Genomic DNA, 17,966 nt, shown 5'->3' on the forward strand with positions numbered 1-17,966 from the left:
ACTTTCCACTTTCCACCGATAACCTCTAAAGTTGCCTCTACAGGAATATTGTATGTTTTCATATAAAAATCTCCTTTAATAATTTTATAAGACAAATAAGCTAAAATATTTAAATATTACTTTTAAGTATCTATAGCACCTTAAAGTACGTACTTTTTACCCTGTTAAACATGTTTCATAATAGCATACGTAAACAGCAGATGAGTAGTACGGCACCAAAAAGTACCTGTATTACTTTTTAGTATCTATATCACTTTAAAGTACGTACTTTTCATTATGTAAAATACATTTCATAATAGCATTTGTAAGAGTTGAGTGAGTCATGCAGTGTTAGAAATTACCTGTTAGTACCTTTACTTTAAAGTGAGTATTTTTCTCATACATTTTGTCAGACGATAAAATGACATGTTTTCATTTTCACATCCATTCACAATGAATAAATATTTTGCAAATACATTTTAGGAGGATATCTATAATGAGTAAATTACTAAAAGAAAAAATCGGGTTTGGTACAGCACCACTAGGAAATATGTACCGTAATATCCCAGAGGAAGAAGCAATCGCTACAGTGGATGCTGCTTGGGAGAATGGCGTTCGTTACTTTGATACAGCTCCACTTTATGGATCTGGCTTAGCGGAGATTCGTCTTGGTGAAGCACTATCAAAAAGAAATCGTGATGATTACTTTTTAAGTACGAAAGTAGGTCGAACTATTTCGGATGAATTAGAAGATCCATCTGCACGTGATTTAGGTGAAAAAGGCGGGCTTTTCGAATTTGGTCGCAAAAATAAAATGATCAATGACTATAGCGCAGATGCAACACTTCGTTCTATCGAGCAAAGTTTGAAACGTTTAAAAACAGATCGTCTAGACTTTGTTTTCATTCATGATTTAGCACAAGACTTTTATGGTGATGCGTGGATTTCACAATTTGAAATTGCTCGAACAGGAGCATTCCGTGCGCTAACACGTTTACGTGAAGAAGGAGTCATTAAAGGCTGGGGGCTTGGAGTAAACAAAGTAGAATCAATTGAACTTATGCTTGATTTAGAAGAAGCGAAACCAAATATATCCTTATTAGCTGGTCGCTATTCATTATTAGACCACGAACGTGCATTGCAACGAGTAATGCCTGCAGCTGTAAAGCATAATATGGATATTGTTGTTGGTGGCCCATATAGCTCAGGTATTCTTGCTGGAGGCGCTCACTTCGAATATCAAAAAGCATCGCCAGAAATTATTGCAAAGGTTGAGAAAATCAAAGCTCTTGCAGATCGTTACGAAATCAGCATCAAAGCTGCTGCATTACAATTTTCACTAGCAAATCCAGCAGTTGCTGCCGTTGTTCCTGGTGCAAGTAAACCGGAACGAATTGTAGAAGACCAAAACGCCTTAAATACAGTAATTCCAGCAGCATTCTGGGAAGAAATGCGCGAACAAAAACTAGTAGCACCTAATGCACCACTACCAATCAACGTAAAATAATAATGAAACTTTAATCAGTGAGAGCATCCCCCACTGATTATTTACCCGTAAATACCGGGATGAAAAGGAGCGTAATGAATATGGCACATACTACTACATCTATGGAAATTTTCGGTTCACCTGAACAAGTATGGCAATTAATCGGAGGTTTCAACTCCCTTCCAGACTGGTTACCTTATATACCTAGCAGTAAATTAACTGAAGGCGGTCGTGTACGTCATCTAGCTAATCCGGATGGGGATACAATTATAGAACGATTAGAAGTATTCAATGATAAAGAGCGCTACTACACGTATTCAATCATGAATGCACCATTCCCAGTCACTAATTATCTATCTACAATCCAGGTGAAAGAAGGTACTGAAAGTAACACATCGTTAGTAGAGTGGTCTGGTACATTCACTCCTGTTGAGGTTAGTGATGAAGAGGCAATTAATCTGTTTCATGGTATTTACAGCGATGGACTGAAAGCATTACAGCAAGCATTTCTAGATTAATTCATGTAATTGATTGAGACGAAAAAGTAAATTAACAGTCAAATATTCGATTTTTTTAGTTAAATTCATTATGAAAGATAAACAAATACAAATTTCATGCCTGCTTGTTATTGACAAGAAATAAAAAATACTACCTCCAAATGGAAGGTAGTATTTTTTTATTAATCAGGAAAAACAATTAATCCCTCTTCTTTTTCCTCCTGTTTTAAATCTTCTTCTGGGAAGGTTACAGTTGAATTTTTATCACCTGTTCTTTTTGTTTCTTCACCTGGAAATACGAAAGTTGAATTTTCTTTTCCTTCATTTTTTTCTACGTTATCTGGAAATACCATAGGATCATTGGTAGTCAAATCACTATGAAATCCAAGGTTAGACAAAATCGCTTTTAAATCTGGTAAAACACCTATTTTATCAGATGATGGGTTATTAGACTTTGTGCCTGTATTAGGATTACTTAAAATTGCTCTCAATTCTTTTGGTGTATATGCCTTACCTAAATGTTCTTTAGCAATCCCTTGAATCGATACAGCAGCCCCAGCAATTATAGGCGAAGCGCTAGAAGTACCACGGAAATTAGAAGTATAACGATTAATTATGTTCTGATCTGTAACTTTTTGTCCTTTACTATTTTGATTTTGATATGTATCTAATGTATCAACATACTCTCCCCAACCATATACATCAATTCTACTACCATAGTTAGAGAAAGCTAAACGTTTATGAGGAACTCTTGCAGTAGATGCTCCAACTATAATAGCTCCTGAATCTTTAAAGTCTGGACTATTTCGATTTAAAATCTGCTTACCATTACGGTCTTTAAATTCATCTAAATCAATCCCACCATTACCAGCTGCTTCTACAATAATAATGCCTTTATCTGTACCTTTGCGAATTGCGTTAAATATACTCGGGTATACTTCTACTGGTAAAGGGTCATCTCCATATCCATCATATTTAAAGGATTCTTCTATTAATAAAACATCTCCAGCCTGTAAAGAATCTACGGCACTTAAAATAGCATCTCTTACATCGATTCTCCCATTATCTCGGATCACTGAAATTACTTTTGCCTTTGCTTTTGGTGCAATCCCAATATTCCCAATCCCATTGTCAGCTGCCGAAACAACACCTAGAACTGAAGTACCGTGAGAAAGATCATTACTCATTTTTCCAGACATAAATTCAATATTTTGACCGACTAAATCTTCATGATTTAGTAACCAGCCTTCTTCCAAATCTACAAAAGTTGCTCCCTGGCCATTTCCTCCTTTAATTCCCCAAGCATAAGGAGCATTAATTCCTAAAGGTGCCTCTTCAAGATATCCCTGTCTTGAAAATCTAGGTTCATCATAAGGATTGACTGATAATACAGGCAATCTCGAGCCAGTTGTTGTGTTTATACTCTTATTAGAACGAACTTGTATTTTACTAGAATCGTCATTAGCAGCATATACTGTATTTGTTACAAATGTCGTACCTATCCCAGCAAAAGTTGTAATTGCAAGTGATGATATCAACATACCTTTAAAATTTTTCATTTTTCCACCTCTATTTTTCTATTAGAAATAACATATTTAATAATGTGTATGAACCGAAAAACATTTTATTTTATTATAAAAATAAATAGATTTTTATAACTTTTTGATTTACATAAAAACTCCCTTCATTCTTGTAATTCAATATGTACATCTCAAAACAACAAACTCACTGTAACTATTATAGTTACATCTTTATTAATTTTCAACTACGAAATATAAATTTTTATTACTTTAAAACAGCACTAACCTTTTACCCACATAAAGTGAAACTTTAATCAGTGGTTTTTTTGTTCATCCCCCACTGATTATTAGCCCTCACCAATCGGGCATTTACGGGCAGTTAATGCGGGATAAAAATGCAAAATATCTGTCCAAATTACAGCAATCAATAAGTTTATGGACTACGAAAGAAATACGAAAAAGCAAAGCGATATCGCTTTGCTTTTTTTATAAAATCCCTTTTAACTTTTCACCAATTAACTTCGCTACATACTCATAACCTTCTGGCCCAAAGTGTAATCCATCTTTTTCATCATTTTCTACAAACCTTTTATAATTCAGTTCTTGAATCATTTCAGCATACAAATTTAGAAAATAGCTTCCTGTTTCTTTTGCCACTTCCTCTACCACGTCTGCATACTGACAGAGCACTTCATTTGTTCTATTATGCTGCCTCTCTTCATCAACTGGCGCAGGGCTAATAAGCAGCACTTTACCTGACGAAATATGGTTCACAATCTTCTCTAAATTTTCTTTGTATGCTTGTAATGACACTTGAGAAAAAGAAACTGCATCATTCGTACCAAGAAAAACTGTTACGAAATCTGGTTTATATGATATTACATCTTCTTCAATCCTATTTAACGCATCGAATGTATTATCACCTGGAACACCTGCATTCACTACTATCCAATTCAGAAACATCTCTTGCAAACGTGGTGTTAATCTCGGCATTCCATCAAAAAATGTTTCATCAGCTGTAATACTATCTCCAAAACATACTAACGTTTTCATTAAGCTACTCTCCTTTTACGTATGAAACAACTTTCCTTCTATTGCTTTTATATATCTGTCAGCAGAACGTTCAACTGCCTCATTTGCATTTTCTTTTACTACTCGATGAAAAGCGTTGTATAAACGATTAAACTGTAACGGCTTCACTCGATTCACCATTTCTTCCACTTTCCTCGCTGGTAGTGGAATTAAGTTTGGATAGCTGTACATGAAGCTTACCCACCGCTCATCTGCTACAACTTGAATAATATCACCTGTTAACAAAATCCCTTTTCCATCATTACCTTCTTCCCAATGCAATACAGAACCACCACTAAAATGTCCTCCAAGACGATGTACAGTAATCCCATCAGCTAATTGTAAAGACTCACCAGACCAATAAATAATACGACTACTCGGACGCATCACCCACTCTTTATCATCTTCATGTATATAAATTGGTACATCAAATGTCTCTGCCCATTCTACTTGCGTTGAATAATAATGAGGATGAGACAATGCAATCGCATCTAATCCGCCAAGCTCTTTTATTTTCGTAATTGTCGTTTCATCTAAATACGTAATACAGTCCCACAGTAAACGATATGACTCTGTTTTCACTACAAATGCCGTTTGACCGATCGCAAATCCTGGTTTTGTTGTAATACTATAAAGTCCATCTTCCTCTTCGATTATTTCATTTTTATATGTATCACCAATTTGTAAGCTTTCTAGTGTCGTCCAAGATTGTCCTTTTGGATTCACATATTGCCTCTCTTCATCACAAATATGACAACTCACCGGTTCTTCTACACTCGCTGCATACTGCACGCCACACGTTGTACAAACGTAATTTTTCATCATAATTCCCCCTATCCCTAAATTTTTATTAAGCTGCTTTTTTATGTTCAATTAATAAACTTATAAAAGTAAGTAAATAGACAAATGTAACCGATAATGGAATTACAGTAAATCCTTTTTCGCTTCTACAACATTCATCTCACCATCTCCCCTAAAAATATTTGTACTATAAAGTCACCTCAACCTCACCCATCCAATAACGCCAAGCTGCTAAATAATCTTCTAAATCTTTCGGGTGGTGCCATAAACATGTATCTATACGCAAATATAATCCTATGACTATCTCTTCATATAAATCACGGTCATTTTTATGAAATACACATTGTTTCATCGCATAACCAATCGTTTCTTTTGTTAAATCTTCCGGAGTTGAACAGAACGCATAAATTAAATCATATATAGGATCTCCTAACACTGGTAAAGGATCAATTACACCGTGCAGTTTATTCTCTTGAAATATAAAATTATGAAATCCAAGATCACCATGCAATAAAAATGGCTGATTTATTCCAGTCCCCCTACTTGGACTATTTGCTAACTTAAAAACCGTTCTATACGCTTCCTCACTTATGTAACGTCTTACATTTTCATGAGCTTCCATCACATTTGTCGTTAAAAATTCATTCCAAGATTGAACTAGGTTTTCTTTCCATCCCCAGCCATCAATCTCTGTAGCTACTTCATACTTATTGATAACTTCCTTTACAAGTTTACAAAGAACGCTCCGTTTATGGCCTAGTTTGCAAAAAGTTGTGCCCTCAAGGAATGAGTAAACAATATAGCGATTTAAAGGTTCCTTATAAAAAAGCTTTGGAAATAATTCATCCTTTTTATAAAACTGAAGAAAATAAGCTTCTTCACGTATGACATCCGATTCATTCAACTTTACAACGTATTGTTCATCTAACAAATATATAGTACTTGTCGTACCCCCGTTTAATGCTTTTACGCTATTTGGATAATGTGAAATAACTTTTTCCTTAACTAGTTGTGCAGTGATTATTGAAATGTCCATTCTCTCACCCTTTAACTCCGAATATTCCCTCAATTCAAAAGGCAACTTTACTATTATTTGACAAACGCAAGGGAAATCCTCCCAACCATCCTAATATAACAAACAATAATTTTATTTTATTACAATGGCTTTCTTCAATATTCCATTTATGGTAATGTGATTTTATCACTCTAAATGCTCCTCATATACTCTAATAATTTCTATTGCAGGGTCTCTGTCTTGTAGTTTATGAGCCAAACTTTCTACACCAAACACTTCTGTAAACGTATGACTGCCTACAATTAAATTAATCCCTTTAAATTTCGCATGTTGCACTGTATATAATGTTTTTTCACCTGTTATGTACGTGTCACACCCTTTTTCTAATGCACGTTCAATCAAATTTGTATTGTTTCCTGCACCGGTTAAAATCGCAATTCGTTTTACTGGTTTATCGTGATTTCTCCAGCTCTTCACTTTCTCTTCCATTTTTTCTTCAAGTTTTCCAACTAAGTTTGAAAAAGGAATCGCTTCTTTATATTCTCCTATTCCCGGTAGTTCTTCTTCCTCATACGTGGAATATTCCAGTATTGTATCTATCCCAATTCCGTTAAATAACGATGTACACGTGCCAAACTTTACAAAATCTAACGGCAAATGAACCCAAAAATGATTCATTTCATATTGCTTCAATTTCTCAATACAAGCCTCTTCCATACCAAATAAAAAACTCCACGGCGCATGATGTGTAACTATCATATCGACTCCATTTCTATACGCTTCTTCAATAGTTTCTAACGTTAAATTTGTTGTGTAACCGATTTTGTGAAATTCATCTTTACTTATATGAGTAAAACCATATTCATCATCGCCGTATTTATGAAGATGCTCTCCAAATAGTGATGTTATATGTTCGTTAAACTGCTGTATATTCATTTTATTTCTCCTTTCATTTACTTTTATATTTCAAAAATAAGGAAATACTAAATAAAAACGTTACATACATATAGGAGGGACATTATGAAACCTGAATTTTTAAAAGCTGTACATGATGCCATTGGAAACGTCGAACATATTCATATAGAAGAAAGCGGTGCTGACAGCTTACTTATCCATCATGATGATGCACAGCAATTACAACAAGTCGCTAAAACGCTAGAAAATAACAATTTTCGCTCTGCTTTAAGAACAACTGGAGATGCTTCGTATATTGAAGTGTTGAACAGATAGTGAAAGTCCGGATGTATGCCGGGCTTTCTTTTTTTACATTGAAACTTCAAACTCTTTCACATACACCGCTGTTCCAGCGATATCTATTTGTAACTTTTCGTTTTCTATCCCTTTCGTTACATAAACGGTTACACGACCATCTTTATTTATTTCCTGTCCTTGCTCAACGATTAAATCCAATTCATGTTCAAAATCTTTCTCTAAATACTCCGCATAATACGCTCCCATTACACCTGAAGCTGTTCCTGTCACTGGATCTTCAATCGTCCCAGCGTAAGCTGATGAAAAATGACGGCCGTGCATTTGTGCTAATTCATCATAAGTTTCTAGACAAATTGGGTGAATAGAAGCATTAGGTATTTCTTTTAATACTGATGGAAATGCAGCATTATTAGGTTTCATTCTCTCACACGCATCTAGATTTTTAATCGGTACAATTACAGTCCAATTCCCCGTACTTCCATATACAATCGGTAAACTTTCATCTAAATCATTTACTTCTAAACCAATACTATGAGCTAATTCTTCTTTTGAACCTGTAAATTCTTTAAACTGAGGTGCTGCCTGTCTCATTTTAATAAAGGTTTCTCCATTTTCATTTACACCTATTTGTATCGGTAAAATCCCAGCCTTCGTTTCAATCGTAAGGTTACTTTTCTCTTCTAATAAACCTTTTTCGCGCAAGGCATATATCGTCCCTACTGTCCCATGACCACATAAATTCATTTCAAAACCAGGTGTAAAATAGCGCATTCTTATATCTCCTACTTCTGAGGAAAGAACAAAAGTTGTTTCGTTATATCCAACTTTTTCAGCAATAATTTGCATTTCCTCTTCCGTTAATCCATCTGCTTCTAATACAATACCTGCTGGATTTCCCTTATTTGGTTTATTCGTAAATGCGTCGTAATGAAATACGTTTATAGTCTTCATTTTCTTTTCTCCTCATCTACTTTAAAAATTTTATAATAAAGCTCTGTCTCCGTTTTCATCGAACAATAATTTCTCCAAAATATCCTCTGCATCTTTTCATTTGAAGTATGCGTGCTTCCGATGTAATAAGTAGCCCCCATTTCCTTTAACATATGTAAAGATTGAAGATGCATATGAGAAGCAACTCCTTTCCCGCGATAATAAGGCATTACTCCAAAGTAAAATAATCGTCCTTCACTTTCTGTTCCAGTTTCTATATGCGGTATGGACATACCAATTGGCTCAGTTTTATCATAAAAAACAATACATGACTTTTCCCACCCCTTACCTAACTCTGTTTGCACGGAATAAAAATGTTCATCGATAGTTAAAATTGAAGTTTGATTCCCTGAACCCGACATACATTGTTCCCAAATATATTTAAATTCTTTTTCCGATAACGTTCCTTCTGCTATTGATCGATATGTATATTGTCTTTCAAGCTCTTCTACATTGTTCAATTCTCTACATACTTCTATCTTTGCGGCATACAAAGAAAAACCGACATCAAGTAACACTTTCACACTTGAGTTATAACTACTAAACCTTTTGTTTAATACAATACTTGCTCTTTTTAACTCCCAATTAAAACAAACCTCTTCAAATCTACTTATCTTTTCTTTATATGTTTGTACGTTATACAAAACATCTTCTTCTATTTCTTCAATCGTTACTGCATTTGGTAAGCCATTTAATACTTTTTTAGAAGGGCCAAATAGATTCTGAATGATTGCAAGATCGTATATCACCACTTCAATTCCCCTACACCAGGCTCAATAAACTTCCCTGAAATATCCTCATTTGAATCTATTACCCAATCATATATATTTTTTGCTCCTTCAGCGGGAGTCATATTCGCATCAAAGGCACCAATATCAGTTTTTAATTTTCCTGGGTGAATGGCAGTTACACGAATTCTTTTATTCTCAAACTCTTGTTGTAAGCAGAGTGTTAACATATTTTGTGCTGCTTTAGCAATTCGATATGAATATGAGAACTGGCCTTGCGGAAACTCTTTGTTCGCCATTTTATGTAATGATCCTAATCGAGAGGACACATTTACTATTCTCGGATGATCCGATTTAGCTAACGCCATATATGTACCTTTTACAGCCCGAATTACACCTAAGCAATGAATATTAAATAAATCCGTTAACTCTTCTGAATTTGTATGTAAAATCTCAGTCTCCTTCCCAGTAATGCCAGCGTTATTTATAACTAGATCAACATGCTCTGTATATTCCTCAAGCTGCTTCTCAATTTGCTCCGTACTCTCATCAACCGATAAGTCTGCCAATATAGGAAAACATCTACAACTATACATTTGCTTCAATTGCGTTACCGCAACCTCAGTTCTAACTAACGGATAAACGATATGCCCCTTTTCATGAAATACTTTTACTAACTGTAACCCTAATCCCCGATTTCCACCTGTAATAACCACTCTCATATATTCATCTCCTTATTTTTATAATAAATAAGAAAATCCATCCACTTACCATTCTCTAATGAAAACGCTTCTCTCTTGCATTCAAATGAAAAGCCTGCTCTTTCCACAAGACGTACTGATGGCTCATTATCAACACGTATATGTAATTCGATTCTATGAAAATCAAGGCTATTAAAAAATAACGATAACGTAGCGTTTACACTTTCTACCCAATATCCATTTTTCCAATATTGATTATGAATAGAGTAGCCCATCATTGCCCACTGATAATCCATACGTAAAATTTTTATTAGCTCTAGCTTTCCAATATTAGCCCCATCTTCTTTACGAAAAATACCTAATACATACATCTCATCTCGATGTGCTGCTTCATCAAACCCTCTAATCCATTCCGTGAACCATTCTTTTGTTCGTGATGCCATAACTTGATAGCCATCGTCATATTTATACTGCGATGGCAGTCTCTTATTAAATCCATCTAACCAACTTTCGTAATCATCTTTTTGAAATGGACGGATAATGAGTCTATCCGTCTCTACTTCTAATAACGGTAGCTTCATTTAATTTCATCCCTCGAATTATTAATTGAATATTCTTTATTATCTTACACAAAATACAAAATCTAGTAAATTATTATGTTTTTGATACATAAAAACCCAGTCATGCTTTATACATAACTGGGTTCTCCATCGTTTCATAATTTTCTATTTCACAAGAACTACATCTCGTAATTCCCTCTTCAACACTTTTCCTAAAGCGTTTTTCGGTAACTCATCTATGAATACCACTTCTGGTATTTTGTAACTGGCTAATTTCTGTTTACAATACTGAGTAATACTTTCTTCTGTTAATATTGTTTCGCTATCCTTCACAATGAAAGCTCTTGGAACCTCTCCCCAAAAGTCATCTAGAACTCCAACTACTGCAACTTCTAAAACACCATGTATTTCATGAATAACATCTTCTACTTGATCTGGATATACATTGTCACCACCGCGTATAATAACGTCTTTATATCTTCCCATAATATGCAGGAATCCATCGTCATCTATCATGCCAGCATCACCCATGTTAAACCAGTTATCTTTTACTACCTTCTTTGTCGCCTTTTCATTATTCCAATACCCTTTAAACATGTATGGACTTTTCACATGAATCTCTCCAACTTCATTTGTTGTTAGTTCATGTCCTGTTTCCGGATCAACAATTTTCACCTCTACATTTTTCAAGGTTTTTCCTACAGAAGACATCTTTTCTTTTCCCATCATTGGATGCCATGAGGTTACAACCCAACCTTCTGTACTACCATAACCTTGCACCATATATATTCCTTTTTCCATATATTTTTGAATGAGTGTTTCTGGCACTTTTGTACCACCGCTTTGTGCTACTTTAAAGGTTGAAATATTACGTTCTTTTTTATTTAATTCATCAAGCATGTAACTATAAACAGCAGGGAACGCAAGCATCGTAGTAATTTTCTCTTCTTCAATCTTATCCCAAATAAGAGTAGGATTCGAATCAGCTAAGAAAATCATCGTAACGCCATGATAAATACAATTTAAAATAGAAAGCACGCCACTCATATGGAACAATGGATGCACAGATAAAAAGCGTTCACCTGCTGGGATTTCTCTTTGTCCCGCAATTTCAGCAAAATAGTGATGTAAGTTTTTATGTCCAATTACACATGCTTTCGCCTGTCCAGTCGTTCCTGAAGTAAATAAGTAAATGGCGTCGTCTTCTTCATGAACTTCTACGTTCGGTTCTGTCGTTGGCTGTTTTTGCAGCTCTAATTCAAATGAACCAAAACCTTCTTTTGTCGTTTGAATTACATAAGGAATTTCTTTAACAGCATCAACATTTAATAACACTTCACTAAATTCTTCATCAATAACTAACACTTTTAATTTCGCTTCTTTTACAATCGTTTCTAATTCATATACAGTAAGCTGATGATTTAGCGGAATAAATACCGCTCCAATTTTTAAACTTGCCATCATAACGCTTGGAAATGGGTGATTATTTTTGCATAGTATTCCTATACGATCTCCTCTTTGCACACCATTATGTAACAAATAATGTGCAAGCTGATTTACTCGTTCATTATATTGCTGAAACGAATATCTTTTCTTCCCTCCTACAAGCGCTTCCAAATTTGGTGACTGCATTGCTCTCTTTTGTAATAATTGTCGCATCGTTCTCAAGTAAAACTCCCCTTTATATATGTTAGGTTTTTTATTTTATCAGATTAACTATTAATTTACTAAAGATTACACTTAGTGAATATAAGAAGAATATAAAATAGCCATTTACTTCACAAGTAAATGGCTATTTTTCATTATATATTAGAATACTTCTTGTTCATTACATATTGCACATACTCAGGTGCACTTTTATCAATCTCTTCATCACTTAGTTTATATTCTGCACCATATAAATAAAAGGAAGGTATAAATTCCATACCTGTATATAGGCATGTAGCTTGGAATGGTTTCGTCAACTCATCCATTGTAATCCCACTATTTTCATAGTCTTTTTCTAATCCACCTATAGAAATAGCTACACCAAATTCTTTCCCCTTCACTTTATCTCCTTGTGATCCGTACGCAAATCCATATGTTAATACATCATCGAACCATTTTTTTAATAATGGTGGTGAGCTGTACCAGTAAAGCGGAAATTGAAATATATATCTGTCATGTTCTACTAATAACTTTTGCTCTTGTTCAATATTAAACTCCCAATTTGGTGCCACCTTATATAATTCATGCACCGTAATTTCATCTGAATGTTTCTCAAGTTCTTCTATCCATCTTTTATTAATTTTTGATTTTTCAATATGAGGGTGTGCTACAATTACAAGTGTTCTCATCATTTTCCAGCCCCTTTATAAATTAATCAATCCTTTACGTATTAGTATGAATGAGTTACATATAATTGAAAAGTACGTACTTTCAGGTACTATAGGAACCTTGAAGTACCTTTGGAGGTGTTATATGAATCAAAATGATAATTGCCCAATTGCAACAACACTCGATGTAATCGGTGGAAAATGGAAAGTTCATATTTTATGTATTTTGTCGGATGGAAAAATGCGAACAAATGAAATTAAACGAGAAATCCCAAACATTACACAAAAGGTTCTTACACAACAACTTCGGCAACTTGAAGCTGATGGGATTATCTATCGTACCGTATATCAAGAAGTACCACCAAAGGTTGAGTACACCATAAGTGAATACGGAAAATCTTTAATGCAAATAATGAATGATCTGTTTGAATGGGGAAAAGATCATCAAATTAAAAGATTACATGACTAAAAAAGCACTATATACTTTGTTTAATCCTCTACGTTCATATTTTTTATTTCTATAAAGTTTATTTTCATCATTTTTTAGCTAACTTGTTTTCTTAGATTGATGGACGTGACCCCACATCCATCAATCTAAAAAGATACAATTAGAAAAATGAGATTTCTATAAAGTTTCGCATATAAACACTACTTCCGCCTCGTTAAGCGCTCGCTCTACTTTTTCTGATCTCAATTGTACGTAAGCTATAAAGAAGCACCCCTAAACCGAGAATTTTTTCATTATTAGACACATTAGAACCTAAGGTAATAGTAGGTACATTTAAACCCATAAACCTTTCACTCCATTCTATAGGCATATAAAAAGATACTCCTTAAAAATAAAAAACGCTATTCTCTCTGTAAAATCATAGAAAAGAATAGCGTTTTTTATTTTGAAATAGAAGTCATTATTTAAACTAAACATGCTAATATTGATTTTGTGCGATTGTCAGTTACCTCATAATAAATTTCTAATCCTTTCCGAGTACCTGTAACCATTTTAGCAGCTTTTAGTTTAGATAAATGTTGACTAATTGTACTTTGAGGCATTTGTAAATCCCCATACATTGTTGTTACATTAGTAGGACCTTTTGCAAGCATTATTTTTACTAAAGATAGACGAACTGGATGCGCCAATACCTTTAACACCTCAGCGATTTCTTGAAACATTTCTTTTTTTTCTTTCATCTTATTTCTCCCCTTTTATATACATATTTATGTTATCCATATATATAATTCGAAGGTATATGCGTTTTTGTGTCCGTCATTTTAAAAAAATATAAAAAAACTTTAATCCGAAACTAAAGGATTAGCTTAACATACTGTCTCACTATTCATAATGAATAGGAATCTCGTTATAGAAGCAGCAGTTTTTATGCTACAACTCTACATTCAACTAACTAAAACCAATGAAAAAAAGAGCAGATAGTCCGCTCTTTTATGATGCCTCCTTATGTTCCGTGGAATGTTTAACACTCCCCAGTCTCTTTAGTTTATTCCACCCTACCGCTACTCCCCGAAGCGATGAGAATATAGATTTAATGACAACATAAGTCATAAATTGACGATAAATAAAACGTTGTAAAATTAACCATACTAATGGTTTCGGATTTTCTTCCTCTAATTTAAATGCGAACAGAGAAGCGAAAAGATCCATTAAAAAGAATACAAAATAAAATCCTAAAACTTTTAGCGGATTACTACTAAATAGTCCTATAATCATTAATATATCTGCAAAAGGAGCAATGAATTGCAGAACATATTGGAATAACCACATGTTAGGCAGTGCAATAAACCCTAACGTTTTATGTTTTGAATTACACAACGCTTTTCGATGTTTCCAAAGACATTGAAGTGTACCATATGACCAACGATATCGCTGTTTAATGAGACTTTTCACATCCTCAGGTGATTCCGTAAAAGCATGCGCTTTTTCTTCATATACAATTCTATGCCCTTGACGTAAAAATGTAATAGTAAGATCGGTATCTTCTGCTAATGTATCTTCGCTTAAATATCCAGATTCAACTACATTCTTCTTGCGCCACGCCCCAATAGCTCCTGGAACTACTGTAATACAATTTAACTCATCAAAAGCTCTACGTTCTAAATTAAACCCTGTAATATACTCAACATGTTGCCAAGTAGTTAACAAATTCCGTCTATTCCCCACTTTGACATTACCTGAAACTGCAGCTACATTCTGATCTTCAAAGTGTCTAACCATTAAAGAAATAGCGTCTTGCGCAATAATAGTATCCGCATCTAAAGTGACAATGATTTCTCCTCGCGATTGTTGAAACCCTAGGTTCATTGCCGATGATTTCCCGCCATTTCCTTTCTGAATGAAACGAACTTTAGGGTGTTTATAAAATGTTTCTTTCATTACTTTTGACGTACCATCTGTCGATCCGTCATCCACAACAATAACTTCAAATTCTCTATAATTACTATTCAAAATTGAGTGAATCGTCTTGGCTATCACCTTTTCTTCATTATATGCCGCTATGACAACACTAACAAAAGGTTGATAAGACGAATTAATATAGCGAGATAACGTTTTTCTTTTCTGCTTCCATGCAAAATAAATTAAGAATAAAAATCGAAAAATCCCTAATCCAATAGCAATATAAAAAATAGTAGTTAATATATGTTTAAAGTATCCCGCTCCTGAAAAGACAGCTTTATTGTAAAGTAAATATTGCTTCCCCTCAGAAGAAACAGGAGGCATAATTTCATCTCGTTCTTTATTCATTAAATCTGAAATTGTTACAAAACTATATCCATGCTTTTTTAGGTCTTTAATAATGATTGGGAGCGCCTCTACTGTATGTGTACGATTCCCTCCCGCATCATGGAGAAGAATAATATTTCCCTCTCCCTTATAAATGGGATTAAGAGCACGCTTTACTAATTCATTTGTTGATGGTGTTGCCCAGTCTTCGGGATCAACTTTTTCCGCTACCATTGTATAGTTCATATTTTGTGCACGTAAAATAGGCAATATTTCATTTGATGAATCCGGGTTAGCATCCGCTTCATATGGCGGTCTAAATAAAACCGTAGAATGTCCAGTTACTTCCTGAATTAAACGTTGCGTCGTATTAAGTTCTACTTTCGTTCGCAGTAAAGACGTATCAGCTATGTTAGGATGCTTGAAAGTATGATTGCCAATTTCATGCCCTTCATCGTATATTCTTTTTACAATACTAGTATTTAGTTGTGCGTTTTCACCAAGTACAAAAAAAGCAGCTTTTATTTGATTCTCTTTTAATATATCTAAAATTTCTGGCGTATATTTCGGGTCTGGTCCATCATCAAATGTTAATACTACTTGTCTCCCATTTGGTTTTCCATATCGTTGCACTTCATATGCAGATGGTAAGGATTGATATACTTCATCTGTAAGGTAACCATCTTTGCCTACTTTAAAATCTCTCAATCCATTTTTTCTTTCATTCTCAATCTGTAAAATTTCACCTTGTCCAGAATAATTTACTTCATCTAAACTATTGATTTTATGTAATACATTAGGATTTTTTTGTACCTCAATCGGATTTTTTAAAACTTTCCATATTGTAGGATCTTCTGCTCCTAATCTCCATAGCGCAAATCCATTTGCATTATTGTCCATTGCGATTTTCACTTGATTATAGAGAGTAACGCCATCTAAGAACCAAGCAGTATGTTCTTTCTCTCCTGTTTTATATCTAAAATAAGGGTTCCCACTAATCTTATCCCATTGAATTTTCATATTTGAATCATGAGCCATTGCCATAACTTCTGAGAAAGTTAAAGATTTCGCAGCTTCTTTACTATTTACTTCCCAATCATACCCATAGTTACCGAAAGCAACTATAAGTTTATTAGACGGAATATTCAGTTCTTTCAATGTATGTTGGAACCACTTATTTGAAGCAATTGGTCCTGGTTCCCCGGCTCCATAGTGCTCATCGTACATCATTACAATCATTCGATCTATTATTTTTGCTAACGCACTATAATCAAAAGCCTTATCATTAGCTGGAACATCTTGTGTAACGAGCAAATCATGTTGATGAAATTCCGTAGTAAGTTCTTTCATAAAATTTGTTAAGTTTTCTCTATCACTTTCAGGTACGGCCTCAAAGTCAATATTAATTCCTGAAAAATGATTCTTTTTAACTTGGCTTACTAAATCATTAATAAACTTTGTCTTTACATCATTTGAGGAATTCAGTAACTTATGAATTAGCCCACTATCAGGACCAGAAGCTTCCTCAGTATAATTAGTAAGCAAAGGCATAATCTTCACTTGATTTTTTTCTGCAAACTTTACTATCTCAGGTTTGATTTCACTTCTAATCGTTAAATCTGCTTTTAAATGATACCACTCTGGTACTAACGTAGTTAAGGAATCGATATTTTCTTTTAAAGAAGCGGTACTATTTTCATCCCAGTTTACATAAAAACCATACACTTCTTTAGGTTGTTTACTATCCTTCGGCGGATTCACCAAATTTTCATTATCCTTCGTTCCGGTATTTGGGTTAAATTCTTCCTTCTTTAACTGCTGATCACTAAGTTTTTGATTAATTGGTACAAGTTTAGTATCTTGTTGTACAGCGGTATTCATATTTGGAATTTCTGGTGTTGAAAAAATACTTTGAAAGAAAAAATAAAATACAACACCTACACTAACTATTGAGATACATAGAAACGAAATAAAGGCTATGTTTCTCCTTCCTTTCGGATCATAAAAAACAGGTTTTTCTTTATCTTTCTCTTGTTGAATGTTTTTCTCCATTATATTTTTCACATACTCCTTCTTAATAGAACTATAAAATAATAAAGTGCAACTTTAATCAGCCCTCACCAATTGGGCATTTACAAGCAGCCCAACTCCCACCTAACTTCTTTGCTCCAGCCAAATTTTGAGATGGGAGTTTTACTGCCCACAATAGCGAGAGAAATCCTTTTAGCTTTGAAATGAATCTCTCACTTCTATATTCTATTGATTCTTCTTTTCATTCCCTTGCTGGTGGCCTCTATTTTCTTGTTGAGACCCCCTACCGTTGTTCCCTTGCTCGTTTCCGTCATTTTCTTTCTGGG

Annotated in this window: 18 protein-coding genes and 2 pseudogenes; 4 read left to right on the plus strand and 16 right to left on the minus strand. The window is 34.3% G+C overall.

Annotation, left to right across the window (positions count from 1 at the left end; translation table 11 throughout):
* A pseudogene (locus MR107_RS25425) lies at nt 1-95 on the minus strand (winged helix-turn-helix transcriptional regulator); the annotation flags it as partial.
* A gap of 380 nt (nt 96-475) precedes the next feature.
* Between MR107_RS25425 and MR107_RS25430 the strand changes: the two are divergent.
* Nucleotides 476-1,486: an aldo/keto reductase gene (locus MR107_RS25430; protein WP_000040526.1), complete on the plus strand. Its 1,011-nt coding sequence runs from the start codon at nt 476-478 to the stop codon at nt 1,484-1,486.
* 80 nt (nt 1,487-1,566) lie between these two features.
* Nucleotides 1,567-1,983 (plus strand): SRPBCC family protein, encoded by a 417-nt coding sequence (locus tag MR107_RS25435; RefSeq protein ID WP_000951521.1) that lies wholly within the window; start codon nt 1,567-1,569, stop codon nt 1,981-1,983.
* 161 nt (nt 1,984-2,144) lie between these two features.
* Here MR107_RS25435 and MR107_RS25440 read toward each other — a convergent pair whose 3' ends face one another.
* The 6 genes and pseudogenes from MR107_RS25440 to MR107_RS25460 form a co-directional block, all read right to left on the minus strand.
* Nucleotides 2,145-3,521: a S8 family peptidase gene (locus MR107_RS25440; protein WP_000787683.1), complete on the minus strand. Its 1,377-nt coding sequence runs from the start codon at nt 3,519-3,521 to the stop codon at nt 2,145-2,147.
* 447 nt (nt 3,522-3,968) lie between these two features.
* Nucleotides 3,969-4,535, minus strand: a complete 567-nt coding sequence (locus tag MR107_RS25445; protein WP_088322046.1) for an SGNH/GDSL hydrolase family protein — start codon at nt 4,533-4,535, stop codon at nt 3,969-3,971.
* A 15-nt stretch (nt 4,536-4,550) separates the two neighbouring features.
* Nucleotides 4,551-5,378 carry an MBL fold metallo-hydrolase gene (locus MR107_RS25450; RefSeq protein ID WP_033689015.1) on the minus strand — a complete coding sequence of 276 codons (828 nt, stop codon included), beginning with the start codon at nt 5,376-5,378 and terminating at the stop codon, nt 4,551-4,553.
* A 25-nt stretch (nt 5,379-5,403) separates the two neighbouring features.
* Nucleotides 5,404-5,499, minus strand: a pseudogene (locus MR107_RS32055) (DUF7010 family protein); the annotation flags it as partial.
* A 42-nt stretch (nt 5,500-5,541) separates the two neighbouring features.
* Nucleotides 5,542-6,390: an aminoglycoside phosphotransferase family protein gene (locus MR107_RS25455; protein ID WP_242292861.1), complete on the minus strand. Its 849-nt coding sequence runs from the start codon at nt 6,388-6,390 to the stop codon at nt 5,542-5,544.
* A 165-nt stretch (nt 6,391-6,555) separates the two neighbouring features.
* Nucleotides 6,556-7,305 (minus strand): Nif3-like dinuclear metal center hexameric protein, encoded by a 750-nt coding sequence (locus MR107_RS25460; RefSeq protein WP_001025675.1) that lies wholly within the window; start codon nt 7,303-7,305, stop codon nt 6,556-6,558.
* Between the two features lie 84 nt (nt 7,306-7,389).
* Here MR107_RS25460 and MR107_RS25465 point away from each other — a divergent pair, with 84 nt between their 5' ends.
* Nucleotides 7,390-7,599, plus strand: a complete 210-nt coding sequence (locus MR107_RS25465; protein ID WP_000801653.1) for a hypothetical protein — start codon at nt 7,390-7,392, stop codon at nt 7,597-7,599.
* A gap of 33 nt (nt 7,600-7,632) precedes the next feature.
* Here the strand turns inward: MR107_RS25465 and MR107_RS25470 are convergent, their stop codons facing one another.
* From MR107_RS25470 to MR107_RS25495, 6 genes are all read right to left on the minus strand, one after another.
* Entirely contained in the window at nt 7,633-8,532 is a 900-nt protein-coding gene (locus MR107_RS25470; RefSeq protein WP_242292862.1) for a PhzF family phenazine biosynthesis isomerase, read from the minus strand.
* Complete coding sequence (locus MR107_RS25475) at nt 8,529-9,320, minus strand: GNAT family N-acetyltransferase (protein ID WP_000638687.1); 792 nt, start codon at nt 9,318-9,320, stop codon at nt 8,529-8,531. Before MR107_RS25475 ends, MR107_RS25470 begins: the two co-directional genes overlap by 4 nt.
* Nucleotides 9,317-10,021: an SDR family NAD(P)-dependent oxidoreductase gene (locus MR107_RS25480; protein ID WP_001266945.1), complete on the minus strand. Its 705-nt coding sequence runs from the start codon at nt 10,019-10,021 to the stop codon at nt 9,317-9,319. The genes MR107_RS25475 and MR107_RS25480 overlap by 4 nt, the downstream gene beginning before the upstream one ends.
* On the minus strand, nt 10,018-10,581 hold the full coding sequence (locus tag MR107_RS25485; RefSeq protein WP_242292863.1) for a GNAT family N-acetyltransferase: 564 nt from the start codon (nt 10,579-10,581) through the stop codon (nt 10,018-10,020). Before MR107_RS25485 ends, MR107_RS25480 begins: the two co-directional genes overlap by 4 nt.
* Nucleotides 10,582-10,725: 144 nt before the next feature.
* The gene (locus MR107_RS25490; RefSeq protein ID WP_242292865.1) at nt 10,726-12,219 is read right to left on the minus strand and encodes a class I adenylate-forming enzyme family protein; all 1,494 of its coding nucleotides are present in this window, start codon (nt 12,217-12,219) and stop codon (nt 10,726-10,728) included.
* A gap of 143 nt (nt 12,220-12,362) precedes the next feature.
* Nucleotides 12,363-12,896 carry an NAD(P)H-dependent oxidoreductase gene (locus tag MR107_RS25495; protein WP_002164479.1) on the minus strand — a complete coding sequence of 178 codons (534 nt, stop codon included), beginning with the start codon at nt 12,894-12,896 and terminating at the stop codon, nt 12,363-12,365.
* Between the two features lie 124 nt (nt 12,897-13,020).
* Between MR107_RS25495 and MR107_RS25500 the strand changes: the two genes are divergently transcribed.
* A complete protein-coding gene (locus tag MR107_RS25500) occupies nt 13,021-13,344 on the plus strand; it encodes a winged helix-turn-helix transcriptional regulator (RefSeq protein WP_001072980.1) in 324 nt (107 codons plus the stop codon).
* Nucleotides 13,345-13,537: 193 nt separating this feature from the next.
* Here MR107_RS25500 and MR107_RS25505 read toward each other — a convergent pair whose 3' ends face one another.
* The 3 genes from MR107_RS25505 to MR107_RS25515 all read right to left on the minus strand — a co-directional run bounded on the left by MR107_RS25505 (nt 13,538) and on the right by MR107_RS25515 (nt 17,661).
* A complete protein-coding gene (locus MR107_RS25505; RefSeq protein ID WP_166669637.1) occupies nt 13,538-13,693 on the minus strand; it encodes a hypothetical protein in 156 nt (51 codons plus the stop codon).
* A gap of 94 nt (nt 13,694-13,787) precedes the next feature.
* Nucleotides 13,788-14,063, minus strand: a complete 276-nt coding sequence (locus tag MR107_RS25510; protein ID WP_000660066.1) for an ArsR/SmtB family transcription factor — start codon at nt 14,061-14,063, stop codon at nt 13,788-13,790.
* A gap of 250 nt (nt 14,064-14,313) precedes the next feature.
* Nucleotides 14,314-17,661, minus strand: a complete 3,348-nt coding sequence (locus MR107_RS25515) for a trifunctional glycoside hydrolase family 18/polysaccharide deacetylase/glycosyltransferase family 2 protein (protein WP_242292864.1) — start codon at nt 17,659-17,661, stop codon at nt 14,314-14,316.
* Between the last annotated feature and the right edge of the window lie 305 nt (nt 17,662-17,966).

Origin of the sequence: Bacillus cereus group sp. BfR-BA-01441 (genome assembly GCF_022663075.1) — a bacterium.
GTDB lineage: Bacteria > Bacillota > Bacilli > Bacillales > Bacillaceae_G > Bacillus_A > Bacillus_A cereus.